Consider the following 25,095-nt stretch of genomic DNA (forward strand, 5'->3'; position numbering starts at 1 on the left):
ATATTCCTTGTGGCCATCCCTACAAAGGACAAACCACAATTTCTCTGCTATTTCGGCCTGGACTATTGAATTTTAAGCCTTCAAATCAGCGTGATAGAGGTGGGCGTTCCTCTATCTAACTACAAGTAAAAGAGACACTCTTTATTTCATAACAGCATCACCTTTTGAAGATATCAACCTACCTTTGCGCTTAATGGGTACATTAAAGGAACAAAAGCAGAAAAAGAGGAGGGTATACAATCTGGTAATTATAATTTCCCTTCTGCTTGTAATTATTACCGCGATTTTGGTGAATACCTTATAAAATGGCCAAGGGCCAATCGCCTATTTATCTCCTTTTTTAACGACCTATGGAAAACAAAAAATGGAACCGCAAACGCATTCTTAAATCGGTAGGAAAGATTTTTCTTGCCCTTTTAGCCTTGTTCGTTTTTTTGGTTTTGGTTCTTAGAACACCATGGGCACAAAACTATATCGTTACGCAACTAACGGATTATGTTTCCGGTAAGACAGGTACAAAAGTAGCCATAGAACGAGTATTCATCACATTTGCAGGAGACTTAAAAACCAAGGGTATTTATTTGGAGGATATCCAAGGGGATACTTTACTCTTTGCAAAGGAACTTCAATTGGATCTACCCCTCTATCCACTGCTTTTTAAGAACCGACTTTCCATCGACGATGTTTCTGCGGATGGTATTATTGCCAATATCCATAGAGGTTCTGAGAGGGACCGATTCAATTTTTCCTTTATAATCGATGCTTTTTCGACGCCGACCGATTCCACACAGTCCTCGGAACCTATGGAAATTAGCTTGGGTAATTTTTCCCTTTCCGACTGGAAAGTGGACTACGAGGACGACTATTTGGGGACCAACGTACATCTTTCCTTGGGAACCTTAGAAACCGATATGGAGGAATTCGATTTGGAAACGATGATTTTTAGTGTTGTCGATTTTGAACTTGGAAATACCCAAATAACCTATAACCAAGCACATGCTTTTCCGGAAAGCGACGAACCTAATTCAAGTCCATTACCCAAAATAAACGTCGACCAATTGTTACTTGACAACGTAACGTATGAATATTCTTCCTCTCCCGATAGTATTGAAACATCTGGAAAACTAAACCATTTTAACATCACAGAAGCGAATGTGAACCTTCCTGAATTTATATTCACTGTGGAGGACTTCATTCTTGAAGATTCATCCATGTCCCTCGCCCTTAATCAGTCCGTGGATACCACCCAGACACAGAATACTTCCTTCGAGTGGCCCGAAATGGAACTTTCCACGAACAACATCCGCCTAAAGAATAATGAATTCCATTTTTCCAGACCGGACGCCCGTACAAACGAAACTACTTTCAATCCGAACAATCTCAACTTTCAAGAGATGACGTTCCTTGCGCGAGATTTCAATTATAAGCCTAAAAATTTTGAACTGATCTTGGATGAAACAACTTTTAAGGAAGCCAGTGGCATGGTCCTTAAACAATTAGCTTTCAATGTGCAGGTATCTGACAAAGCGTCCTCTCTAAAAGATTTATCTGTTTCCTTCAATCAGAGTAAAGCTCGTGCAAATTTGGAGATGGAATATGAAAGCTTAGAGCAGGCGTTGGTCAACACGTCCAACTCCAACCTAAACGCCAGTATTACGGATGTATCCATTGCCACCAAGGATGTTCAAAAATTCCTTCCACAACTCCAACACAACCAATATCTGGATTCCCTATCGCAGCACAATATTACAGGGAACCTAGAGGTATCCGGAAACTTGAAAAGGATTGACCGATTTCAGTCGGAAATACATTGGGGTCCCAATACACATCTTTACATTCAAGGGGAGGCCAGTGCTATCACGAATGAAAATGAATTTTACTATAATTTGCACGATATTAACCTAAACACGATAAATACGGATGCTTATAAGTTCATATCGGACAAAGAATTGGGAATTGAAATTTCAGAATCGATAGCGCTTACAGGGAATGCGAAAGGCACATTAAAATCCTTAGAAACGCATTTACAACTTTCAATCCCTGAAGGATCCGTCCATCTGGATGGCAATGCACGTTTTGATACGACTCAAAGTTTTGATGGCACCCTAAAAACCGATAGTCTCCATCTGGGTAAAATCTTGAAAAATCCGCAATTGGGATTGCTATCACTACATCTAAACGCCAGCGGGTCCGGAACAAACCTTTCCAACCTAAATTCTAAAATTAATGGTCAAATCCCGATGGTGGAATTTCATGACTACGCGTATAAAGATATTCTTATCAATGGGGAAATTAGTAATGGAACAGGTGGTGCGTCCCTTGAAATGCAGGACAGGAATCTTAATTTCAAATCCACGGCAACTATTGATTTAAAAGCAGCAACCAATTCCGTAAACTTCAATGCCAATTTAATAGGGGCGGACTTAAGGGCATTGGGCCTTACCAGAAAGGATATTAAACTAGCCGCCAATATGGAGGGCTCCTATACGGGGCTTTCGAATAATTTCAGCCTTGAAACCACCATCGACAATGGAATTGCGGTAACGGACAACCAACAATATCAAATTGCGCCGCTCAACATCAATGCCCATGTAGAAGATTCTATTACGGATATAAAAATAAAGAGCGGTTTTATTAACGGAGGACTATTTTCAAACGCCTCCCCTGCCAGAATCACAGCCGCTTTAAAAAACCAATTTGAAACCTATTTCAGTTCGGATTCCCTAACGACCATGGAGTTGGACAGTGTTAAAGCCACCCTGGACTTGGCACTTGCACCTACCCCCATAATTTCAAAGGTGTTTTTTGATGGTATACAAGAACTGGATTCCCTGACCATTGATGCTAAGTTCGATTCGTTTACCAAGGAAATATCCGGTCAGGTCATCGTCCCCAGGGTCTCCTATGCGGGGAGCACGATAGATAGCCTCCGGGTGGATTTGGAGGGCGACTCCCAGGATTTTAAATTCATGGCCGGAGTTTCTGAACTTGATTACCAACCGGTTCTTTTAAAAAGGACGTATTTGGAGGGCAGTCTTAAAAACAAGGAACTGGTCTTGGATTTTAGTTCGGCCAATGATACTACTACAGTGATGCACGTTGCATCGGAACTTGTTTTCCAACGTGATACGGTTCGGCTTCATGTGTCTCCAAAAAATCTCGTATTGAACAAAAAACCATGGGACATTCCAGAGGACAATGTCATACACTTAGCGAACTCGTACTCCCAATTTAAAAACGTATTACTCTCCAGAAACAGTCAAAAATTGGAGGTATCAACCCAAATTCCTGAAATGTCATCGGACCATATCGGCATCCAATTTGAAAACTTCCAGCTACAGACCTTTTTAAGCCTTTTCAATCCAGAAGAATCCTTGGCCAAGGGCATCGTGGATGGCAACTTTGTCATTTTAAATCCGTACGGGGCATCCGGTTTGGTGTCTGAACTCAATATAGACCAATTTCGGTTGCTACAAAACCCGTTAGGGACCCTCAGCTTAAATGCCTCCTCAAAATCGCTATCGGATTATGATATCGACTTACTATTAAAAGATGGTGGTGCCAATGTACGCCTTACGGGGGATTATGCGGCAACACAGAACGGCGCCGATTTAAACTTGGAGCTGGACATACAAAAATTGGAGACTGCTATTGTACAAGGTTTTTTTGCCGATGAACTCTCAAACCCTTCAGGAAATATATCTGGAAGTTTATTGGTCAACGGTTCACTAACCGAGCCAGAGTATTCGGGTAGGATCAAATTCAATGATGTGGGTCTTACACTATCTGCCTTTAAAACCGATCTAAAAATAAATGGCCAACAGTTGGATCTGAACGAAGAAGAAATCGCCCTCAACGCCTTTCGTATAAATGACTCGAACCAAGGCAGCCTACTATTGGATGGAGCGATTACCACGGACAACCTCTTAAATCCAGGTTTTCAACTTACCGTAAAGGCCAAAAACTTTACAGCCTTGAATTCGGAAAAAGGAGATAACGAATTGGTGTATGGGTCTGCCGTAATCGATACCGACCTAGAAATTACAGGAGATTTGGAACTACCGGTTATTAATGGCTCCCTGAGTATAGGTAACGCTACGGACCTTACCTATTTGGTACCTCAAACACAATACGAAATTCAGGAAAGGGAAGGTGTGGTCATCTTTGTAAATCGAGAAAACCCGGATGCTATATTGACGAGAAATACCGGGGAGACGGCCAGCTCCGTCTTTTCCGGAATGGATATCAATACCACCTTGGAGATTTCGGACGATGCCGTTTTCAACATTGTACTGGATGAAAAGACCCAAGACAAATTACAAGCCTCCGGCAATGCCAGTTTAAGCCTAAACATTGACCCCAATCAAGATATTCGATTATCAGGAAGGTTGGAACTCAATTCAGGTTTTTACAGGACCAGTTTGTACAATTTGGTTAGCAGGGAGTTTACCATCAATGAGGGGAGTAGTGTCACCTGGTCTGGTGACCCATACAATGCAAAATTGAATGTAACGGCCATCTACGAACTGGAAACATCGGCTGCACCCTTAATGTCATCCATTAGTTTTGGTCAGGATACCGGAATTTCGGGGCAATATCAAAGATCATCCACTTTTCTAGTGTATCTGATGGTCGGTGGGGAAATAACCACTCCCGAGCTCTCCTTTGCCCTCGATATGCCCGAAAATGCACAGGGTTCCTACGGTGGAGCGGTGTATGGGCGCATACAACAATTGAACGAGCAGGAATCTGAATTGAACAAACAGGTATTCTCCCTCCTGGCCCTGAATCGTTTTTATCCCACCTCCGGTAGTGATGGAAGTAATGGGGGCGCCATTGCCTTGGCAAGAAACAATGTCAACAAGGTATTGTCCAGCGAACTGAACACGATTTCGAACAAAATATTGGGAAACAGTGGTTTTGAACTTGATTTTGACCTGGACAGTTTTCAGGATTATCAAGGAAACGGCTACCGGAACAGAACCCAACTGAATGTCAATGCAAGTAAAAAATTATTCAATGACCGCCTAATTGTTACGGCCGGAAGCGGCTTGGATGTGGAGGGCAGTGCCGCCAATTCAGACACTTCCACTCCGGTCATCGGTAATGTAATGCTTGAATATCGTTTATCCGAAAAGGGAACCTACCGCTTAAAAGGATTTAGAAGACAAGAATATCAAAATATCATTGATGGACAATTAATCGTGACCGGACTTGCATTTATCTTCGATAGGGAGTTTAATAAATTTAGTCAACTTTTTAGTCCGGTCAAGGTAAAAACAGAAGACGATATAAAGGAAAATGACAACCAAAAAAAGGAGAACTAGACTTTGAAAACGTTGCACCTAAAATACGCGCTCTTCCCCCTATTGGTAATGTTCCTCTCCGCCTGTAGTGTTGAGAAATTCATTCCTGAAGGAGAAAAACTATATACGGGTGCCACTTTAAAAGTGGATACCATTGGTGACATTAGGGACCTTAAAAATATCGAGAGGGAATTAACAACTTTAATAACCCCTAACCCAAATACCAAGTTTCTAGGTATGAAACCAGCACTTTTTTTTTATTATAAGGCTCAAAGGGAGCGTCCAGGTTTTATATATAAATTCCTAAACAATTCTTTTGGAGAAGAACCTGTATACTTCTCTGAAATAAATCCGGAACAAGTAGAGGAGCTCTTATTGAACCGTTTGGACAATAACGGTTTCTTTTACAGTAAATCAAGCTCAGAAGCCAACATAGGGGATAAAAAGGCTTCGGTCAATTATAGTATCTCCATTCAAGAACCCTACATCCTTGGGAACTATCAATTGGATAGGGATTCGCTTCCAATTTATAAGGAGTTGGAAAAGCTAATTGTAGAAACTCCCTTAAAAAAGGACAATCGATTTGACCTTGACCTGTTAAAAGCGGAACGGGAAAGGCTTGACAATGGCCTGAAACAGAAAGGGTATTACAACAGCCAAGCCAATCTTTTGATTTTTGAGGCGGATACCAACCAATACAATAACAGAAAATTCGACCTGTTCCTTAGACTTAAAAAAGAAGTCCCTAAAAAATCAGCCATTCCATTCACTATAGACTCCATTACCGTTTTCCTGAATTATTCTATAGAAGGCGACACCATACCCGTTTCTAACCAAAAGAAAACCACCGTAAACGGAACTGATTTTATCCAAAACGAATTCTACTTTAGACCCGAATTATTGGAAACCTACCTACTCTTTAAGGAAGGTGATCTATATGATGCCAATACCTCTAGGATTACCAGCAATAGGCTTTCTTCATTGGGCAGTTACAAATATGTGAATATCCAATATACAGAACTGGACACTACCATGACCGATGGTGACGGGGGTTCCCTTGCTGCCGATATTTATTTGGCCCCTTTAACGAAACGTTCCATTCGGGCAGAGGTGCAGGCCGTAACCAAATCCAATGGTTTTACCGGACCCGGAATACAACTGACCTATAGTAACAGAAATTTGTTCAAGGGAGGCGAAACACTTAGTTTATCCACGAATTTTTCCTATGAATCGCAGCTATCTTCAGGAAACAATTCAAGTCTGAGCAGCATTGCCTGGGGGGTCAAGGGAGACCTAATATTCCCCAGATCCATTCCCTTTTCCCCAAAAAACTTTAGATATTCCGTGCCTAAAACAAAAATTTCTGCTGGTATCGATTACTTGAGACGTAGTCAGCTGTTCACCTTGAGCTCCATTAACGGTTCCTTTGGTTATACATGGAAGGAGAACAGGTATGTGTACCATCAATTAGACCCCGTAAGCCTCAGCTATGCGAGATTAACGAACGTAACGGAGGATTTTCAGGTAATTCTGGATGACAACCCCTTTTTAAGACGCAGTTTTGAGCAACGGTTCATCGCCGGATTGTTATATGGATTTACCTATGATGAAGTTTCTGATTTGGAAAAAGACTACCCAATATTCTTCTCCACCAACCTGGACATTGCAGGAAATCTTTTCAGTTTGATCGATGGAGGTTCGGGGACCATCATCGGTTCTGAGTATGCCCAATATGCCAAATTGGATGCAGACTTTAGGTTTTATTTGCGTTGGGGCAATGATCAAACCTTGGTATCGCGTGTCTATGCAGGGTGGGGCGTACCCTATGGCAATAGCGAAACCTTACCTTTTGTAAAACAGTTTTTTTCTGGAGGGCCCTATAGTGTCAGGGCCTTTAACATTCGATCCCTAGGTCCCGGGAATTTTAATGCCCAACAAGAAGATGCCACTACCGATTATTTCGATAGGTCCGGAAACTTGGTGCTAGAAGCAAATTTGGAGTATCGGTTCCCAATAGTATCCTATCTAAAAGGTGCTTTCTTTGTTGATGCGGGAAATGTTTGGTTGACCGGAAGCTATGAGGATTTAGAAGCGGACCAACAACAAAGTGCAGCTTCCAATTCGTTGTTTACTGATGGGAAATTTGAATCCGGTTGGATTAGTGAAGTAGCTGCCGGATTTGGATTTGGAGCGCGGGTCGACATTCAAAACTTTGTAATTCGGTTGGACTTGGCATCACCGTTTCGCATTCCTTACCGACCAGAAAACGACCGATGGAATATTCCATTTTTTGGGGATAAAGGGAACAGAATGACACTGAATTTTGCTATTGGATACCCTTTTTAGGAGTTGCTCTTTGGCACCTACAAGGCTATAAGGACTATTCCATAAATTTGGATACCTCTGCAAGACTTCTTCTCCAATGTCGTATGCGCAAATGCAATACATGCTTGATTTTGCTTTTGTCCAAAACACTATAGCTGGGTCGCTCAGCTGGCGTTGGATAGTCTTTGGAACGGATGGGTCTTAGGTCTACCTCAATATGGTTGATTTCGAAGATGGCCGCCGCAAAATCGTACCAACTGGCCACGCCTTCATTGCTAAAGTGATAGATTCCATACGCGTCTATTTCCTCCGAAATGATTTTTAGAATTACTTCGGATAGATCATGTGCCGATGTGGGCGTGCCCACTTGATCGAAAACGACCGATAACTGATCCCGCTCCATACCATATTTGAGCATGGACTTAAAGAAGTTATGACCATATGCCGAATACAACCAAGAAGTACGTATGATAAAATATCGCTCCATATTCCTTACTACCTCCTGTTCGCCCTTGAATTTGGAATGTCCATAAATACCCATTGGACGAGGTCTATCAGTTTCCAAGTAGGGAGTATTTTTTGTGCCATCGAAAACAAAATCCGTAGAAATGTGTATTAAAACAATGTTGTATGCATGGCAGGCTTTTGCTAGATTTTGGGCACCCTGCTGATTTATGAGCAAGGCTCTTTCCGAATCCTCCTCTGCTTTGTCCACTTGGGTATAAGCAGCACAATTGACACAATAATCAAAGCTGTCCTTATTTAAAAATTCCGTGACTGCCTCTAGGTTCGTAATATCCAAATCCTTCGAATTAGCGAATTCAAATTCAATGCTCTCATCAATCGGTTGAACCAATTTTTGTAAGGTTGTTCCCAACTGACCCGAACTTCCGGTCACCAATACTCTTTTTTTACGCTGCATCTATAGGGCTTAATGGATTACCAAATCCTTGAATTGAGGAAGTATTTGATCTTTCTCGGAAATGATAAGTTCGCTATCGGATAATTCCCAATCGATATTCAGGTTAGGATCATTATAGATGATTCCCGCCTCGGCCTTTGGGTCGTAGTAATTATCACACTTGTAAAAGAAGGTTGCCGTATCACTAAGGGTAACAAAACCATGTGCACATCCCCTTGGGATAAAAAGATGTCTATAATTTTCTGAGGATAAAATTGTTTTGAATACGTTTCCATACGTTGGGGAATCCTTTCGGATGTCCACCGCCACGTCCAACACCTTTCCCTGAAGCACCCTTACTAGTTTTGCCTGGGCACTTTCACCTTTTTGATAATGCAGCCCGCGCAACACCCCTTTTGTGGAAAATGATTGATTGTCCTGAACAAAATTCACCATAAAGCCTGTAAGCTCAGCATACCTTTTTTGATTAAAACTCTCGAAGAAATACCCCCTTTGATCTTCAAAGACCCTAGGTTCCAATTCATAACAGTCCTTTATGTTTGTTTCTTTAATTTGCATCTACACTTTCAGCCAATGAAATGTACAGTAAGTTTGCTTCTTCTAAATTTCACACGTGCAAGATACTTACTTTTTGGGAAGTTGGTTTTGAAATATGCCAAACGTAAACCTCAACTAAAAAAATAAGCCGATAGGGATATCGGCTTTTGAAAGATTCGGGGGAAACTACCTATGGTAGTTTTACTTTAAGGAGCTATGGGAGTTAGGGTGCTTAGAATTATTTCCTTTCTGTTGATACTAACATTACAAATCTGATAAATACAATGTGATTTTGATATTTCTAAATAGCCCAGGGATTTTTTGAGTTTACTTCGCTTATTCATAATAGTTTGTATTTAATTATGAAACAAATATAAAGTCGTGCAAAGAGAACATGAGGACTCTCAAGATGAAACCCCAAATTACTGTAGACGAATGGTAAATTACCTTAGATTATGATCTTAATTAAAAAAGTTTAAATAGGAGAATCTGCAATCACAAAGTTTGGATATATAAACAAGGTATTGGCTACTCGCCTATGATATCCATTTTCCTTAATAAAAAAGAGGCGTTCATGTTCTGGCAGATGCCCTTTTTGAAGATATAGTCAAAATGAAGTTCGTCATTCACAATCTCCGCATCAAAATAGTAGTTTTTAACCTTTGATAGTTTCTTGGCCACCTCGCACAAGCTTAGGTCATGGGTGGCAATGATCCCCGCAGCACCCGAAGATACCAAACGCTCCACGAACTTCCTTGAGCCTGCGGCCTTATCCGTACTATTGGTGCCTTTGAGAATCTCGTCCAAGACAACGAAATAACGATCCTTTTTTATTTCGTCCACAATGAACTTTAGCCTTTTCAATTCTGAAAAGAAGTAGGAGGCGTCATCCGTTAGGGAATCTGATGTACGCATACTGGTGATCAGTTTTATGGGACTGTATTCCATGGATGCCGCACATACAGGAAGTCCAATATTCGCCATCACAATCTGTAAGGAAACCGTTCTCAAAAAGGTACTTTTGCCGGCCATATTGGCCCCCGTGATGATAAAGAAATCGGTTTGCCCTATTTCGTAATCGTTCAGCACACACTTCTTGGGGTCCAGCAAAGGATGCCCGGCCTGCTTGGATTTAATGCATATTCCGTTTTCCTTAAGAATTGGAAAGGTATATCCCGGATGGTTAAAGACAAAATTCGCCAAGCTATTATGGGCATCGAAAAAGGCGATACAATCGAACCAAATACCCATGGATTCTTTGTGCTCAGAAATCCATTTTTCAACCTTATATGCCGTATACAGGCCTCTTAGAAACAAGCCGTTTCCAAAAATAAGGTATAATAGATTGTTGTTTTGGTCCAAATCCGACAATAAACCGGCGAATTCCCTAAGCACTACGGAGTTCTTTTTACCATGGCTTTGTATCCCTCCCTGTTTTTCCTTCAGTAGGGCCGACCCGAATTTTTGCGATTCGATGGCCGCTAGCAAACGATTATAGCGTTCGAATAAAGATTGAATCTTACTTGTGCCTGAAACGAGTTTGGTCATTTTTTTGGTAAAGGCACCTGTTATCAATAGCCCCAACAACAACCAGTAGAACAATACCGAAGTAGGTAGAAAACCCATAAGCAACAGGCCAAAAAACAGAATACTGCCTCCGGTGTACAGCCACGGTAAAAATCGCATAACACCCGGAACAAAGGGCCTGTAACTGGTTATCCAGTGCAATGCCGTTTGGGTGGTTACTTCCGACTTCGACAACGCCGCGGTGGCGGCAAAATCCTGTCGCCATTTGGGGATTTGAGCCAATTCCTTCATTGACTCTTGTTTTGCTTCAATTCGGTCCACAGTGTTTTCCTTTAATATGGAAGCTAAGAGTAGGCCGCCTTCCGGAAGGCTGCTTCTGTTCAGATACTGAAAAAAGGAACCCCTGCCAAAAAGGTCAATATCCTGACTATAAAAATGGGTATCGTCCTTAAATTCATCTCCTGTTGGAAGGTTTTTATAGTCCCTGTTTAAAACCTGGATCTCGGTTTCATTGATAGCGATCAATCTTTTGAGCTTGTCCCTTTTATACTGTAAATCGGTATGCCTAGAGACCAAATAAAGAAAAATGACCATGGCAACGACCAAAACTACCAGGACCATTCTGGTATTCCCATATAAAAAATAAACACCAACAACCGCAAGTATGAAAACGACCAAACGAACGGTGCTGGAGGCGAGCAATTGTGACTTTACCGTTTCCAATTGCCCCTGGTACGATTTTATTTCATCCTGATAAAAAGATAGGGGATCCCTCATGCCATTGCTTACTTCTGAAGTTTCAACAAAAGTAGGGTTTCAAACGCTAAGCAGGTAAATTTATAGGGATTGAATCACTCACATAACCAGCCGTTGTTCTGTAGCTCCGAAAATCGAAAACTTGCAGAGCTGGTGGGGGCACGAGATTGGGGAATTATAAATCCGTTTGGTTGCAGGAATTAAAAGACCCCAAAGGTTTAAAAAACCTTTGGGGTCTGGTTGCATTAACCAAGATTCTTCTTGCTCTTACTTATAATAAGGCATCATATTCCGTCCGAAGCTTCTTAGGGAACTTCGCTACCACCAAATCATAGGAATGGTCCGTAAGCTCCAGTACCAATTTTGGTGGTAAGTTTTCTAGAAAAAGGGTATTCCAATGGATCTTGCTCATATGGTAGCCGGGAATGATCTGGCCATCATACTTTTCCCTTAATTCCTCGCCACGATCCGGGTCACACTTTAGGTTCACTTGTGAGGGTACCCGTTCCAAGCCGCACAACGCAAACATTTTTCCCATGACCTTGAAAACGAGGGTCTTTTCGTCAAAAGGAAATCCTTCCGTTACGCCCTTTTTGGATAAGCAGTATTCCCGAAATTCCTCAATGTTCATTGCAAATAATACTATTTAAACCCTAAGGGAAAAAATGCAAATCTTTCTTCTATTTAAGTCCTCCCTTCACCTATGCTGAGCGAAGTAAAAGCATTGGAGGGATTGGGGAGGCTCTTATATACCTGTTGAGTCGTAAACAATCACTTTCTCCCAAAGATGTTCTGATTCCTCGATGAAAAGTTTATGCGGGGCTTCATCTTGGTACGCCTGTTGTGCCTCAGCAGATTCGAAGGACACCATCAATGAAAAAGTAAAGGAACCATCCACGACGTCCCTACTCGCTTTTGGCGGGGTTCCTATGAACTTGGTCTTGGCATACCCGGAATTGTCCAGAAATTTGGACAGGGATTTTACAAAGGCATCCCTATCGGCCTGACTATCTGGATTTTTCAACCAAAAAAATACGGTATGGTTGAAATTAGGATCGAATTCTTTCATGTTTTCTTTTGTTTGGCCAAAGGCCATGGTTGTAAGTACCAAAAATACTAAAGTTGTTATAGTTTTCATGTGATTGTATCCGTAGTTTGATAAGTTTATTGTTCGAGTAGTCTCTTGTCCTTTTCCGAAATATGCAAGGCGGAATAATCCAGTTTCCAGCCAATGGTCTCCACGATTTTTTCAATGAGCAAAACCGATTGCAACGCTTCCTTCTTGGCGGTCTCCATGAGTCCGCTTTCCGGTATTTTTTCCCTGATATGCTTTTTTGCCTCGGTGTTGAGACTTGTCAAATCATCAGGGGTAAAGGTATTGAAAAGTCCGTTTTTAATATCATAAAATTCCAAATCGGGCTCAATCGACAAAACCTCAGGTTCTGGAAAATTGGATAGGATAATCTTCCTTTTGCCAGTATCGGCATGCATCAATATTTTATTAAGATCGTATCCAATCTGTGCTTTCGCCTTAATGATGATGAGCGCCTTTTTTTTGCTGCTCAAAAGGCTCATAAACCGTTCCCGCGTATTTTCATACTTGTAGACTTCGGCAAAATCGCCCTCAACCGAAATCAACTTGCAGACACTGCGTATCTTTTCCAATAAAACGGTGGACTGATGCGTGGTAATTTCCTTGCTCTGTTTTTTTCGGAAGAGGGAAAACAGCCAATACATGCTGATTCCGCCCAAAATAAGGCCCAAAAAGACATCAAGTATATTATCCATTCCTTTTTCCTATCTCCCCTAAATGGGTGTATTTAAATCCCTTATTGTATTTAAGTCCATACCCAAAAATCCGGTCCATAGATGCGTGCGCGAACAGTATTACCCCAATCATCTGAACGACCGGCATGGAAAGGTACATCCCCAAAAAATACAAAAGTATGGCAATTCCCTTATGGTGAAAAAGATTATAGCCTATGGCCCCAACCTTTTCGTTCATCAGATAACCGAGCATGCCAATATCCGGCGTTAGCAGCAGTACAAAAAATAACCACCAAGGGTAGCCCAATAGTCCGTACATAAAGATGCCCAGCACGAACATGGCCACTTCCTCCAAACTCAATAAATTCCTCATACTTCGGTAATTTTAAACAACACTGGTCTGCTTGGGCTGGCATCATTCACGAACGGCGCTACCTGTAGGTTCAACAAATACATTCCGTCGGCTACCTCGTTGGGCACAAAAATAAATTCCGTAATGGTGGCCTCCTTTCGTATGTCGCCGTTCATGTTCCAAAAGGTTCGATGGCAACGCAAGGCACCGCCATCCCTTTCCTTATCCACGGATGGTAGGTCTACCAATAAATGGTCTATACCGCTGTTGACCAAAAATGTCATGGCATCCTCCATAAAATAAGGGGGATTGCTATTGGAATACTGTTTTGAGAACTTTTCCTTGGTGTTGGGCAAGGTGCGTACCACCAAGGCATTCGGTTTTGCCCCCTTCATGGCATTGCTCAACTGATGCTTGGAAATCACAAAATCGTCCCCCAATTTTCCCGGGGCGATCGTAATGACTTCGGCCAAAAAAAAGTAGTTTTTCAATTTTTCGTTGACGGAATAGACCTCACGGGTAATATGGCCGTAGCACTCCGTGTGCGTGCCATGGGCATGGGGGTTGAACCAGATATCATTAAAATTGGTGCTTGCGCCCTGCTTTACGTTACCCGTAAAACCATGTTCCACATGCGGCTCGATCCTGGGATGGTCCACGTACCACGCATTCACATTGGAAATATCACCGGTCATGGGTATGGATAAATCCAAAGGTTTGGAAAGGTCTACTTGATAAGTCCTTTTTTTAATGGTTAGGGTCGCTTTCAAAACAATTGTAGATCGGTTACGTGGTTTGTTTGTTATGACAAGTTAATCATAAACAGATCAGCGGCAATTCCATCCGCCAAAAACTTCCCTTTTTTGGTGGTAGAAAGTACATTTTCCTCCAATACCAACAGGCCTTCTTCCCTAAACTTTTTGGATTGCATCAAAAGATAGTCCTTAAATTTTTCCCCATACTCTTTTTGGATTCGGGTTACGTCCACGCCCCAAATGGTTCGAAGGCCGGTCATGACATACTCGTTGTATTTATCCTTTGTGGACAAGGTTTCCGTTTCCATGGGAAGTTCCCCTTTTTCCAGTGCCTTTATGTATTTGGGGTTGTTGCCGATGTTCCACCCCCTGCGAATCCCGTCAAAGGAATGTGCCGATGGCCCGATACCCACATATTTCTTTTGCTGCCAGTAGGCCGAATTGTTCTGGGAAAAATAGCCCGGCTTGCCAAAATTGGAGATTTCGTAACAAATAAAACCTTCCTGCAGCAATGTTTCGTACAAGAGGTGAAAGTGCTCTTGGGCCAGTTCATCACTGGCAGGCCGAATCAATCCTTTGTCCACAAAATTGGCCAATGCCGTTTTGGGCTCTATAGTGAGCGCATAGCTTGAAATATGGGGCACTCCATAGGAAAGGGCCTTTTCGATGTTTTTTTTCCATCGGTCCAAGGTCATATCTGGCATGCCGTAGATAAGGTCGATGGAAATATTGTCGAAATGGCGTACCGCATTTTTTAGGGATTCCGATGCTTCATCGGCAGAATGGGCACGGTTCATCAGTTTTAAATCGGTGTCAAAAAAAGACTGTATGCCAAGGCTCAATCGGTTGATGGGGCTTTTTGCCAATGCCTGGATTTTTTGGAGCGAAAGGTCATCCGGATTGGCCTCCAGGGTAATTTCTGGCGTATCGGCCACCTTATAATGCTTATAGACGGTCGAGACCAAATCATGGATTTCACCCAATTCCAGCACCGAGGGTGTTCCACCCCCAAAATAGATGGTTTCCACGTTTTCAGTGGCGAATTCCGACTTTCGTAATTCCAATTCCCTTTTTAAAGCGGCTATCATAGCTTCCTTTTTTCCCAGGGATGTGGAAAAATGAAAATCGCAATAATGGCAGGCCTGTTTGCAAAAAGGGATGTGGATGTACAAGCCCCCCCCGCCCCCAAAGGGGGAGCTATTTTCAGTATTCATACGAAGCTGATTTTCAAGAATCATTTAGCAATTAACAATAAGCAGTTAGCTATTAACAGTAAACAGTTAGCAGTATCATAATCATAATAATATTTTCAATTAACCTTTATTAATTCGTGTGGACTTCAATATTGAAAACATAATTCTAGATAATTCGTCCGCTCTTTCAAGTAAATCAACAGCAATACTTTTTTCTAAATAATAAGAATCCTGAAGCAATCTCAACCAATACTTAGTTTCTAAACTTTCCTTGTAGGCAATGGATATCTTAGAAGAAAAGTCAGCTGTTGAAATAGCACCATTTGCCTCGGCAATATTAGCTCCAATAGAGGTTCCTGCACGAAGCAGCTGTTTTGAAAGAATGAATTCCCTTTTCTCATCGATAAAAAATCTGGAAGTTTTTACAATCTCTAAAGCAAATAAATATGACTTTTCAGCTAATGGATTATTTTTCATTCATTGTTAATTGTTAACTGATAATTATTCATTGATTAAGTACCTCCAATCTTTCCCGGATTACTTTTAATGTAGGATTCCCACCCAGTATACGACTTCCCTACCTCTACCCTGCCTTCATTGTAGAAATGACAGACTGCTGCCGCAAGTCCGTCCGTGCTGTCCAAATTTTTGGGGAGCGATTTTAAGGAGAGTAGGCTTTGGAGCATTTTGGCCACCTGCTCTTTACTGGCATTCCCATTGCCCGTAATGGCCATTTTTATCTTTTTTGGGAGATATTCCGTAATAGGTATCTGCCTGGAAAGACCTGCCGCCATGGCAACTCCTTGTGCCCTGCCCAATTTTAGCATGGACTGGACGTTCTTGCCAAAAAACGGTGCTTCGATCGCAATTTCATCCGGATGGTAGGTGTCGATGAGTTCAATCGTGCGGTCAAAGATCAATTTGAGCTTGGTGTAGGGGTCTTCATATTTTTTCAATTGCAGTTCGTTCATTTGGAGGAACTGCATCTTTTTGCCCACTACTTTTATAAGGCCGAAGCCCATAATCGTAGTTCCGGGATCTATCCCTAAAATGATTTTTTCTGTCGCCAAACCTTATTTGGTGTTTAATTGTATGGGTATCTTAAATTTTGTTTTTACCGGAATGCCCCTTTTTAGGGCCGGGGCGATGGGAGGTATGTTCTTGAGACTTTGGGTGATGATCCCATCAAATTCGGGCATTTGCCGTAGGATGGCCGCATCCTTGATTATCTTTTCGACACTGATTTTCCCCTTCGCATCGATGACAAAGATAACATCTACCAGGGCCCCTCGGTCAGAATCAACGGTAAATTCAAATTCCCGCAAGGTATTTTCGAAATGGGTCGTCAATTGATGTTCAAAGCATTTTCTCTGTGCCTCTTTGCTGGCCGTTTCATCACATTCCATAAACAGCGGATAGGAATCCACGGAGTTCCAGTCCATTTCCCGAAGTTCCGCGTTAATCAATTCTTGGGTCCTTTTTTCCTTGGACTGGAAAAGGTTACAGGAACCCAAACTTAAAAAGACCAACAATACCAATATGCGTTGCATGACACCAAATCTATGGTGGAAATTACAAATTTTTGACGGGTTTAGTTTTTGGAAAAGTGGATTTCTGCCTTGAGATCGGAAATGCGTTTGGTTGCTATTTTGGTAAGGTAAGCTGTATCAATTACCAGTCTAATAATTTATATAGAAAGTATTTTGAAGTATTAGACCTGTCAGGTTTTGAAAACCTGACAGGTCTATAATTATAAGAACAACCTATCCAGACCATTTTTTATTCAATATCCAGAAACTTTTATCCTTTTTGTAGGTAAACCTTCATATCGAAATTCTATAATTTGTCCTTCCGATGCTTCAACCGAAAATTGACCGTCAAATTCAGAAATAACAGCCATATTACTCCCCGCAACCATTATATTAACCCCAGGTATTCCCATGAATTCACTATCCATTACCTTGCCTTTAAAGACATTAGAACCATCGTCAACTGCCAGTGCGCCAGTTACCTGTAAAAAATCTTCTATTTCATTACTGGCTTCCTCCTCGTTCGTATCCTTTAATTTAAAAGTCACAGGAACCGAATAAGCAACCGCCACTTCCTCACCCTTATTTTTACCTGGTTTCATTACTGGCAAACGCTTTAAGATTCGCTCGACCTCATCCTCCAAAAGTTTATCAGGTCCGCGCATGGCAATATTTTCAACGTTTCCTTCTTTTGAAATCGTAAAAAGGGCACTTACCCTACCTTCAATTCCCTTGTCCTGTGCTTCTTGGGGATAGCTGAAATTCTTGCCGATATGCCGCATTATTTTTTCATTGAAACAGGCACGGGTATCACTAGCATTTTCGCAGCCTGGGAAAATGGGTACTGCATCTACTTCGCCAAATGGTACGGCATTCGATTCTAAGGATTTCTTTGCCCGAATTGTTTGGGCCGACGTTCCATCCAGTTGAAAAACTACGGGAATGGAATAAGGTATGTTTACGGTCTTACCATCCTTTAAACCCGGTTCCATTTTAGGAAGCTTGGAGATGATCCGTTCCACTTCCTCCTCCAAAAGAGGATGGGGACCGCGCTTTTCGATATTAACTATACTTCCCTCTGAATTTATGGTAAACATAACACTCACCCTACCTTCAATGTTTTGCTCAAGGGCTTCCTCTGGATAATTAAAGTTTTTACTGATGTGTTCCATGATTTTTTGATTGAAACACGCCCTTTTGTCCTCGGAATTCTCACAGCCCGGAAAAATGGGTACAGCATCTACTTCTGAAAATGGAACCATATTGGATTTTAAGGAAGTAGCTTCCATATTCTCTTTGGAATTTGCCTCGCTTTCACACGAGGTATAGAATAACATACCGAGTACCAGGGGTACCAATACCAAATACTTTAACTGCCAGATTTTTTTTGATTTTGATTTTTGTAACATGACTATTCGTTTTTTGATTAATGTTGATTTAAAAAATGGATTGATGAAGGAAAAATTCCGGACTTCGAACGCTTGGGACAACAGCATTTCACAGTGTTCCTGTAGCTCTTGTTTGGGAACCTGGGCATCGGCGATAAATTCGTGCAGTTCCGTGAGTCGGTTTTGATAAACATAAACCAAGGGATTGAACCAAAACACGATTCGCACGACCTCGAAAAACAGTAGGTCCAAGGTGTGCCACTGCCTAATATGGACCATCTCATGTGCTACAATGGATTCGGTTTCCTTACGACTAAAATTCTCTCCTAAGAAAATAGACTTTAGGAACGAAAAGGCCACATTACTCTGAGGGATCAGAATCCTTCTATGGTCCCTATAAACTTGTACCTTCCCCGTCAACTTTAAGGTTCGCAAGCGCCAAAGTTTCACGACAAAGGCAATGACAGCCATTCCGCACCCAATGAAAAATAGGACGATGAGCCAAGTAATTTCCATTGCCGCCGGAGCAGTTCCAACTCCCACGATAGCCGTCGGCTGAAGGTTCCATAAATACTCGGAATACCCTAATAAAACGGGGGCTTCGTTTTTAAATGCCTCTATTTTTACCCAGGGCAAGGCCAAGGATGCGGCAAATGTGGCCAACAGATAGACCCGGTTCCATTGAAAGAAGGTCTCGCGCTTAAGGAAAAAATCATAAATAACGAGGAACACCAATTGAAAGGCGATGCACTCTAGGATATACTGTATCATTTCTTGTCCTTTTTTATTTCGTTCATAATGGACTCCAATTCGGACAGGCTCATATCGTTCTTCTTCATGAAAAAAGAAACCATACTCTTGAAGGAGCCCTGAAAATAACCGTCCACCAATTTGTTGATGCTTTGGTTGCTGTAATCCGATTTTTTCACGATTGGATAATAGAGGTATCCCTTTCCCTCCTTCTCATGGTCCACAAAGCCCTTGCTCTCCAAAATCCGAATGATGGTGGAAACGGTGTTGTAGGCCGGCTTGGGTTCGGGCAATTCATCAATGACACCCGCTACGTTCGATTTTTCCAATTGCCATAATACCTGCATTACCTCCTCTTCGGCCTTTGTTAATTGCTTCATTACTTTAGGTTTTTATTTTTATTCTAAATACAAATTTCAGTTATAGCACCCTTCGACTCCGCTCAGGGTAGCAGTTCGATTCGTAAATCTCATCGCTAATATAACTAAATATTTAGTTTAAACTAATTTTTTAGTTAAAAAATTGATTTCAGTATGACACTTGTAACATTTTTGACCTATTTTCGTCCAATCGTCATATGGATATAGCACTATTGATTATCGGGTTTATTTTTATGCTGCTAGGCATCCTTGGCAGCTTTCTCCCCGTACTTCCGGGACCACCTATTAGTTGGATCGGACTCTTACTTTTATACCTTACTAAGGCCATTCCCAACAGTTGGTGGGTGTTGGGCATCACCCTCGCCATTGCACTCATTGTATTTGCGCTTGATTATATCATTCCTGCCATGGGTACGAAGAAATTTGGCGGAACACGGGCAGGGATGATAGGTACGACCATCGGCCTCATAGTTGGATTGCTCGCACCTATACCTGGAGGAATCATTATTGGTCCTTTTGTAGGTGCCTTTCTAGGGGAACTATCGGCGAAAGCCGATAACAAAACGGCCCTAAAAGCTGCCTTTGGTTCCTTTTTGGGTTTCCTTACCGGTACGTTTATGAAGTTTGTGGTCGCCGTGGTCTATTTGGGACTGTTCATCTCCACCGCTTGGGAGTACAGAACGGCGTTGTTTCCGTATTTTAATTAATCCAGCCAAACGGTTTTTTCCGAAATTGGATTTCTTGTAGATACCGGCACATCGCCATCATAATAGCCCATGTACAAAAATCCTAGGCATTTTTCCCCTACGGCAATGTCGAAAAATTCATCCATGTACTTAATAATTCCCGGGGAGCTCCAATAACACCCAATTCCCAGCTCGGTACAACATAACCACATGTTCTGCACGGCCATGGCAACCGCGGCCACCTCTTCCCACTCGGGAAGGCTCTCCTTAGGGTCTCGCTGCATACAGATGGCTATCACCGCTGCGGATTGATCGGCGTTGGCGCGTAACTTTTTGATCTTGATCTGTTGGGGTCGTGCATCAGTATCCTCATATTTTTTGGACAGGAATGCGCCCAAGGCTTCCTTGGATTTTCCCCGTAGTACCTTAAATCGCCATGGTTCCGTTTTTTTATGCGTTGGCGCCCAATTGGCGGCCTCCAATATGCGCTCCAAATCGGTTTTGGATAGTTCCTTTTCTATATATTGAGGTGGAAATACCGACCTTCTTTTTTTAATCAAATCAAATACCATAGAGTTTTATATTACGTTAAAATCCCTTTAGAAGAATGAATGTTCATCCATAACAAATATAGGACATAGGCCATATATTACCTTCGTACTGCTTCGCCAAAAAAAATATGAAAACTGCTTCAGGTTCCTATTTTTAGACCTTCTTTATAACACTTTGCGGATACCATATACAAATCTAAGCACTTTAAGATTCCATAAAGTCAAGGTTTGTGTCGCGGTAATCCTACCATTTTCGCTACCCACGACCAATGTATCCTTGAAGGACCTGATAAATTTTGTCCATATTTCACTTTTCGAATCCATAAGCAAAAAGTAAAATCCGCTATCCCCTATTTTTTTGCCTGATGAATCCAATATCAATTCACCATTCTCACCAACTGTAGGGGCTAAAATAACGGTGGCATTTCCATTAGGTAACGGAAAAACCGCTTTGATACACGTGGGTCCATTGGGCAAAACACAAGTTCCATATACCCCTGAATATACTACTTCACCCGTGGATTTAAAAGTTCTCAGCCACACCGTTCTTTTGACCTTATTGGTTTGGGAATCCACCAATTTTATTATTTCACTGGTTAGTCCCATGGAACCTTCCAAATTCTTAATGGGAACATTAAGCTGCTCAATTCTCTTACTAAAGATAATTTTTACCAATATGCCAAAAGCCTTGAATAACGGGTTCCATTTAGCTTTCAGAACAAGATCGTAGTTCGAAGTGTTCTCGTAAAAATCAATAACATCGGGAGAGAGCTTTTTCATATCATTTTCGGAAAGCCCTAAATCCATGATGGAATCCAGTAATCCCTTATCCTTTCGTTGATTATCGATTAACAGGTTTTCATTGTGGGCTAGTTCCTTTATATATTTTAAACCTATTCCATTTATTCCACCAAAGGGCCCAAAGAGCCACTCGAATCTCGATTTATCAATCTTTTGGCCAAAAAGAATCACCCATTGTTGGGTAATCCAGTCCTGTACACTTTGATTTTTCCTAGCTACTCCCATTATTATTGAAATACCCTATCCTTTGGGAATAAAATTAGTACTGCCTTTCCAAGTGCCAAACTCCGCCAGAGGCTTGAACCGAAGTGTGGTAAACTCAAAATGAAAGTCCTTTCTCTCCCTTTCTTTCATTGCGTCTATATGCCTTTTTGGATTTTCAACTTTACTATGGCCTTGTACCATATCCTCCATCTCCTTTACAGATTTCCAAATAGAAAAAGTGGAAACCGTATTCGGAAACTTTACAGCGGCCAATGCGAGTGTTGTACTGGGATGGTCCCTTACCAGTTTTTCAACTGGTCTGCCCCAGTTTATGAATCTGGGTACCGAAACAGGCTTCATCCGGGCAATGGTTACTGCAACAACGGGGCCATTCATGCTATCTAACTTCTTATTGTATTCCGGAATTTTGAATCCCTCGTATTGTCCCCATTGTCTTGTAAACGACAAGCGAACGTGCCAACCGCTAGAAAGAACCTTGCCAAAATGGTCATTCTCTAGATAGTGATTAAGTGCGGTTTCTTCCTCCCATTGCATAAAAACAGCTACTTGCCCAATGAGTACTCTTGCAGTCGATAAAATCGGCGAACCTAAGGTCATGGCTGTCATATATTCTGAATGCACCAATCCCTTTGTTCCCTTGGAAATAGGTGGAAAGAGTATGCCCTTCAGCGCGTGGAAAAAATTAATTTCCACTAAATGATAAGAGAATAGCGCCACTCCAATTTAGTTTTTATTTGAAATTCCTTTAGTTTTTAAATTCTTCCAAAAGGAAGTCTAACGGTGCGTTCCTTTCATCAAGAACCAAACAACAAATCGATGCAGTTCTGTAAAACCGGATTCCTATGTTCCTTTTTCCAAATGGCAGATAGCAGTGCCTTTTGTTCAATATCCCTGAGCTCTATAAACTTCACCCGCATTTGAAAGCCATATTGTAGGGCCGTTGGGACAATGGCAATGCCCAAATTGTTCTCCACTAATTTAAAAATGGTCTGGGCGTGCACGGATTTATGGGAAACCTTGGGTACGAATCCCGCATCGGAACAGATGCTCATGATTGTTTCGTAGTAATAGGGACTGTAATCCTGACTGAACAAAATAAAGTTATCTTCGGAAAAGCGTTCCATCCCCGAGTATTCCCTTGTAAGCATGGGATAGCTTTCGGGCAATACCAAGGAGAAGGTGTCCTCATAGACCGTTCGCATGTGCAAATTGGCCGGAACTTTGGCCAATCGAACAAAGCCTATATCCAAATCTCCCTTTAAAACAGCATCCACTTGGTTCAAATTGGACAGCTCCTCCAAAGAGGTCTTTATCTTTGGAAAGGTATCCCTCAATTTTAAGAGCAGATTTGGGATGACATCCTGCATGGCGGAACCCAAAAACCCGATCCGAATTTCACCCGTATCGCCCTCCCCCATCAGCTGTAATTGTCGTTTTATCTCCTTTAATTGTTTAAACAGCGATTCGGATTGGTGCTTCAGGTAATGGCCTGCAGGGGTCAGTGCAACCTTCTTTTTATCCCTCACGAAAAGTTCCGCCTGCAATATTTCCTCCATTTGCTTTATTTGGCGTGACAGTCCCGGTTGGGAGATAAAGAGCTTTTCCGCAGCCTTTCTAAAATGTAGTTCATCGGCTACCGCCAAAAAATACGTAAGGTGCCGTAATTCTATTTGAGAACTCATAGTTATCGATTGTTCAACAAAATGGTATTGGTAATTATCAAACTTAAACAATATCTTTATAAAACTAATATCTAAAAGGCAAATTTTGGCGTTGGACACCTTTAAATTTGGAGAAGACTGGCTTACTGTAGGTAAGGTCTTAAGTATTGGAAAAGGAGGTACTACAATTGTTCTTTCCCAATCGGTTGAAAAAAGGATCGAGAACAGTTCGCAGGTAGTCACATCCATCGTGGAAAAAGGACATCCTGTTTACGGGATCAATACGGGCTTTGGGCCGCTATGCACCACAAAAATTTCCAAAGAGGAGACGCGCATTTTACAGACAAACATCCTTAAAAGCCATAGTGTGGGCGTTGGAGAGCCTATTTCTAGGGAATTGGCCAAAATCATGCTGATTTTGAAGGCCCATTCCTTGGCAAAAGGATATTCCGGCATCGCGCTTGACACCTTGGAACGAATTATTTGGCACATAGAAAACGATGCGATACCTGTGGTCCCCTCCCAAGGTTCCGTTGGAGCGTCGGGTGATCTGGCTCCCTTATCGCATTTGTTCCTTCCCCTCATAGGGCTGGGCAAGGTCGATTATCAAGGTAAAATTATCCCGACACAGACCTTATTTGAAAAAACGGGACTGGCATCCCTAAACTTGGGGCCCAAGGAAGGGCTCGCCCTTATCAACGGAACCCAGTTCATTGCCGCCCACGCCGTCAAGGTCGTGGAAAAATTGCATTCGGTTTTGTCCCAAGCCGATATCATTGGGGCCATGATGATCGAAGGGCTGCAAGGTTCCGTAAAGCCCTTTTACAAGGAACTGCACGAACTACGTCCCTTTAAGGGCAATATCCATGTGGCCAGGCGCGTCAAGCGATTGCTAAAGGGTTCAGAAATCATGGAGGACCATATCGATTGTGACCGCGTACAGGACCCGTATTCCCTGCGTTGTATTCCCCAAGTGCACGGTGCCTCCAGAAATGCGTGGTTACACCTGAAGGAACTTTTGGAAACCGAACTGAATTCGGTTACGGACAATCCCGTCATCATTGACGAGGAACTCACGATCAGTGGCGGAAACTTTCACGGGCAGCCCTTGGCACTGGCCCTGGACTATGCCTGCTTGGCGGCATCGGAAGTGGGAAATATTTCGGACCGCCGCATTTATTTAGCCTTAGAAGGAAACAGTCCCGGCGTACCCAAATTGTTGATGAAGGACACGGGGATCAATTCCGGTTACATGATACTACAATACACCAGTGCGGCCCTGGCCAGCGAAAACAAGGGGATGTGCTTTCCGTCCAGTGCGGACAGTATCCCCACTTCCCTAGGGCAAGAGGATCATGTGAGTATGGGCTCCATTGGAGGCAGGAAGGCGCTTCGCGTCATAGAAAATGTAGAAAAAATATTGGCTATAGAATTGTTGACGGCGGCTCAGGCCTTTGAATATAGAAAGCCCTTAAAATCGGGCATCTTTTTGGATGAAATACACAAAGCGGTTCGGAAAAGGGTACCTTTTGCCGAGAAGGACCGTGTTTTTTCGGACGATATCGAAAAGGGCATCGAAATGATCCAAAACAAAACGATCATATCGGTGATTGAAAAAGTTGAAAAGAACACAAACATTTCGCTCAAAACGAAATATTCGGCAGAATTTGAAAGCTATTGATAT

22 protein-coding genes are annotated in these 25,095 nt (G+C 42.1%); 4 read left to right on the top strand and 18 right to left on the bottom strand.

Translation table 11 applies throughout. The features are described 5' to 3' along the window. The first annotated feature begins 350 nt into the window (after nucleotides 1-350). Both F0361_RS03725 and tamL read left to right on the top strand, forming a co-directional pair. Nucleotides 351-5,327, top strand: a complete 4,977-nt coding sequence (locus tag F0361_RS03725) for a translocation/assembly module TamB domain-containing protein (protein WP_154917269.1) — start codon at nucleotides 351-353, stop codon at nucleotides 5,325-5,327. A 3-nt stretch (nucleotides 5,328-5,330) separates the two neighbouring features. Continuing rightward, nucleotides 5,331-7,652: a translocation and assembly module lipoprotein TamL gene (gene tamL, locus F0361_RS03730; protein ID WP_317131722.1), complete on the top strand. Its 2,322-nt coding sequence runs from the start codon at nucleotides 5,331-5,333 to the stop codon at nucleotides 7,650-7,652. 34 nt (nucleotides 7,653-7,686) lie between these two features. On the opposite strand, the gene rfbD is transcribed toward tamL, so the two are convergent. From rfbD to F0361_RS03800, 14 genes are all read right to left on the bottom strand, one after another. Continuing rightward, nucleotides 7,687-8,553 carry a dTDP-4-dehydrorhamnose reductase gene (rfbD, locus tag F0361_RS03735; RefSeq protein WP_154917270.1) on the bottom strand — a complete coding sequence of 289 codons (867 nt, stop codon included), beginning with the start codon at nucleotides 8,551-8,553 and terminating at the stop codon, nucleotides 7,687-7,689. 9 nt (nucleotides 8,554-8,562) lie between these two features. Further along, a complete protein-coding gene (gene rfbC, locus F0361_RS03740; protein ID WP_154917271.1) occupies nucleotides 8,563-9,111 on the bottom strand; it encodes a dTDP-4-dehydrorhamnose 3,5-epimerase in 549 nt (182 codons plus the stop codon). Between the two features lie 507 nt (nucleotides 9,112-9,618). After that, nucleotides 9,619-11,394 (bottom strand): MutS-related protein, encoded by a 1,776-nt coding sequence (locus F0361_RS03745; RefSeq protein ID WP_154917272.1) that lies wholly within the window; start codon nucleotides 11,392-11,394, stop codon nucleotides 9,619-9,621. Between the two features lie 250 nt (nucleotides 11,395-11,644). Further along, nucleotides 11,645-12,004 (bottom strand): MmcQ/YjbR family DNA-binding protein, encoded by a 360-nt coding sequence (locus F0361_RS03750; protein WP_154917273.1) that lies wholly within the window; start codon nucleotides 12,002-12,004, stop codon nucleotides 11,645-11,647. A 114-nt stretch (nucleotides 12,005-12,118) separates the two neighbouring features. Next, nucleotides 12,119-12,442, bottom strand: a complete 324-nt coding sequence (locus F0361_RS03755) for a Dabb family protein (RefSeq protein WP_317129170.1) — start codon at nucleotides 12,440-12,442, stop codon at nucleotides 12,119-12,121. A gap of 95 nt (nucleotides 12,443-12,537) precedes the next feature. Beyond that, entirely contained in the window at nucleotides 12,538-13,161 is a 624-nt protein-coding gene (locus tag F0361_RS03760; protein WP_154917274.1) for a DUF4230 domain-containing protein, read from the bottom strand. Continuing rightward, entirely contained in the window at nucleotides 13,154-13,513 is a 360-nt protein-coding gene (locus F0361_RS03765) for a DUF4260 domain-containing protein (protein ID WP_154917275.1), read from the bottom strand. Before F0361_RS03765 ends, F0361_RS03760 begins: the two co-directional genes overlap by 8 nt. Then, on the bottom strand, nucleotides 13,510-14,262 hold the full coding sequence (locus F0361_RS03770; RefSeq protein WP_154917276.1) for a cyclase family protein: 753 nt from the start codon (nucleotides 14,260-14,262) through the stop codon (nucleotides 13,510-13,512). The genes F0361_RS03765 and F0361_RS03770 overlap by 4 nt, the downstream gene beginning before the upstream one ends. Nucleotides 14,263-14,294: 32 nt before the next feature. After that, nucleotides 14,295-15,461 carry a radical SAM family heme chaperone HemW gene (gene hemW, locus F0361_RS03775; protein WP_154917277.1) on the bottom strand — a complete coding sequence of 389 codons (1,167 nt, stop codon included), beginning with the start codon at nucleotides 15,459-15,461 and terminating at the stop codon, nucleotides 14,295-14,297. 99 nt (nucleotides 15,462-15,560) lie between these two features. Continuing rightward, nucleotides 15,561-15,917 carry a four helix bundle protein gene (locus F0361_RS03780; protein WP_154917278.1) on the bottom strand — a complete coding sequence of 119 codons (357 nt, stop codon included), beginning with the start codon at nucleotides 15,915-15,917 and terminating at the stop codon, nucleotides 15,561-15,563. A 35-nt stretch (nucleotides 15,918-15,952) separates the two neighbouring features. After that, entirely contained in the window at nucleotides 15,953-16,510 is a 558-nt protein-coding gene (gene ruvC, locus F0361_RS03785; protein ID WP_154917279.1) for a crossover junction endodeoxyribonuclease RuvC, read from the bottom strand. A 3-nt stretch (nucleotides 16,511-16,513) separates the two neighbouring features. Then, a complete protein-coding gene (locus F0361_RS03790; protein WP_154917280.1) occupies nucleotides 16,514-16,990 on the bottom strand; it encodes a hypothetical protein in 477 nt (158 codons plus the stop codon). Between the two features lie 233 nt (nucleotides 16,991-17,223). Further along, complete coding sequence (locus F0361_RS03795) at nucleotides 17,224-19,128, bottom strand: TonB family protein (protein ID WP_154917281.1); 1,905 nt, start codon at nucleotides 19,126-19,128, stop codon at nucleotides 17,224-17,226. Then, nucleotides 19,125-19,487 (bottom strand): BlaI/MecI/CopY family transcriptional regulator, encoded by a 363-nt coding sequence (locus tag F0361_RS03800; protein WP_138257743.1) that lies wholly within the window; start codon nucleotides 19,485-19,487, stop codon nucleotides 19,125-19,127. The genes F0361_RS03795 and F0361_RS03800 overlap by 4 nt, the downstream gene beginning before the upstream one ends. Nucleotides 19,488-19,684: 197 nt before the next feature. On the opposite strand from F0361_RS03800, the gene F0361_RS03805 reads away from it, so the two are divergent. Then, nucleotides 19,685-20,194: a DUF456 domain-containing protein gene (locus F0361_RS03805; protein ID WP_154917282.1), complete on the top strand. Its 510-nt coding sequence runs from the start codon at nucleotides 19,685-19,687 to the stop codon at nucleotides 20,192-20,194. On the opposite strand, the gene F0361_RS03810 is transcribed toward F0361_RS03805, so the two are convergent. The 4 genes from F0361_RS03810 to F0361_RS03825 all read right to left on the bottom strand — a co-directional run bounded on the left by F0361_RS03810 (nucleotide 20,191) and on the right by F0361_RS03825 (nucleotide 23,432). Beyond that, nucleotides 20,191-20,745, bottom strand: a complete 555-nt coding sequence (locus tag F0361_RS03810) for a nitroreductase family protein (protein ID WP_154917283.1) — start codon at nucleotides 20,743-20,745, stop codon at nucleotides 20,191-20,193. The genes F0361_RS03805 and F0361_RS03810 overlap by 4 nt on opposite strands. 144 nt (nucleotides 20,746-20,889) lie before the next feature. After that, complete coding sequence (locus F0361_RS03815) at nucleotides 20,890-21,750, bottom strand: hypothetical protein (RefSeq protein WP_154917284.1); 861 nt, start codon at nucleotides 21,748-21,750, stop codon at nucleotides 20,890-20,892. A gap of 15 nt (nucleotides 21,751-21,765) precedes the next feature. Next, the gene (locus tag F0361_RS03820; protein ID WP_154917285.1) at nucleotides 21,766-22,467 is read right to left on the bottom strand and encodes a hypothetical protein; all 702 of its coding nucleotides are present in this window, start codon (nucleotides 22,465-22,467) and stop codon (nucleotides 21,766-21,768) included. Nucleotides 22,468-22,544: 77 nt separating this feature from the next. After that, nucleotides 22,545-23,432 (bottom strand): LysR family transcriptional regulator, encoded by an 888-nt coding sequence (locus F0361_RS03825; protein ID WP_154917286.1) that lies wholly within the window; start codon nucleotides 23,430-23,432, stop codon nucleotides 22,545-22,547. Between the two features lie 85 nt (nucleotides 23,433-23,517). Here F0361_RS03825 and hutH point away from each other — a divergent pair, with 85 nt between their 5' ends. Then, complete coding sequence (gene hutH / locus F0361_RS03830; RefSeq protein WP_154917287.1) at nucleotides 23,518-25,092, top strand: histidine ammonia-lyase; 1,575 nt, start codon at nucleotides 23,518-23,520, stop codon at nucleotides 25,090-25,092. Nucleotides 25,093-25,095: the final 3 nt, after the last annotated feature.

The sequence above is a fragment of the Maribacter flavus genome, assembly GCF_008386635.1.
Lineage (GTDB): Bacteria > Bacteroidota > Bacteroidia > Flavobacteriales > Flavobacteriaceae > Maribacter > Maribacter flavus.

What these genes read in the sequence shown, in the direction of transcription:
- F0361_RS03760 (WP_154917274.1), bottom strand. Translation starts at nt 13,161, where the DNA reads ATGGATAATATACTTGATGTCTTTTTGGGCCTTATTTTGGGCGGAATC.
- F0361_RS03815 (WP_154917284.1), bottom strand. Translation starts at nt 21,750, where the DNA reads ATGGGAGTAGCTAGGAAAAATCAAAGTGTACAGGACTGGATTACCCAA.
- F0361_RS03810 (WP_154917283.1), bottom strand. Translation starts at nt 20,745, where the DNA reads ATGGTATTTGATTTGATTAAAAAAAGAAGGTCGGTATTTCCACCTCAA.
- F0361_RS03825 (WP_154917286.1), bottom strand. Translation starts at nt 23,432, where the DNA reads ATGAGTTCTCAAATAGAATTACGGCACCTTACGTATTTTTTGGCGGTA.
- hemW (WP_154917277.1), bottom strand. Translation starts at nt 15,461, where the DNA reads ATGAATACTGAAAATAGCTCCCCCTTTGGGGGCGGGGGGGGCTTGTAC.
- F0361_RS03755 (WP_317129170.1), bottom strand. Translation starts at nt 12,442, where the DNA reads ATGAAAGAATTCGATCCTAATTTCAACCATACCGTATTTTTTTGGTTG.
- F0361_RS03800 (WP_138257743.1), bottom strand. Translation starts at nt 19,487, where the DNA reads ATGAAGCAATTAACAAAGGCCGAAGAGGAGGTAATGCAGGTATTATGG.
- F0361_RS03790 (WP_154917280.1), bottom strand. Translation starts at nt 16,990, where the DNA reads ATGCAACGCATATTGGTATTGTTGGTCTTTTTAAGTTTGGGTTCCTGT.
- F0361_RS03780 (WP_154917278.1), bottom strand. Translation starts at nt 15,917, where the DNA reads ATGAAAAATAATCCATTAGCTGAAAAGTCATATTTATTTGCTTTAGAG.
- F0361_RS03745 (WP_154917272.1), bottom strand. Translation starts at nt 11,394, where the DNA reads ATGAGGGATCCCCTATCTTTTTATCAGGATGAAATAAAATCGTACCAG.
- F0361_RS03795 (WP_154917281.1), bottom strand. Translation starts at nt 19,128, where the DNA reads ATGATACAGTATATCCTAGAGTGCATCGCCTTTCAATTGGTGTTCCTC.
- rfbC (WP_154917271.1), bottom strand. Translation starts at nt 9,111, where the DNA reads ATGCAAATTAAAGAAACAAACATAAAGGACTGTTATGAATTGGAACCT.
- F0361_RS03750 (WP_154917273.1), bottom strand. Translation starts at nt 12,004, where the DNA reads ATGAACATTGAGGAATTTCGGGAATACTGCTTATCCAAAAAGGGCGTA.
- F0361_RS03805 (WP_154917282.1), top strand. Translation starts at nt 19,685, where the DNA reads ATGGATATAGCACTATTGATTATCGGGTTTATTTTTATGCTGCTAGGC.
- F0361_RS03765 (WP_154917275.1), bottom strand. Translation starts at nt 13,513, where the DNA reads ATGAGGAATTTATTGAGTTTGGAGGAAGTGGCCATGTTCGTGCTGGGC.
- rfbD (WP_154917270.1), bottom strand. Translation starts at nt 8,553, where the DNA reads ATGCAGCGTAAAAAAAGAGTATTGGTGACCGGAAGTTCGGGTCAGTTG.
- F0361_RS03725 (WP_154917269.1), top strand. Translation starts at nt 351, where the DNA reads ATGGAAAACAAAAAATGGAACCGCAAACGCATTCTTAAATCGGTAGGA.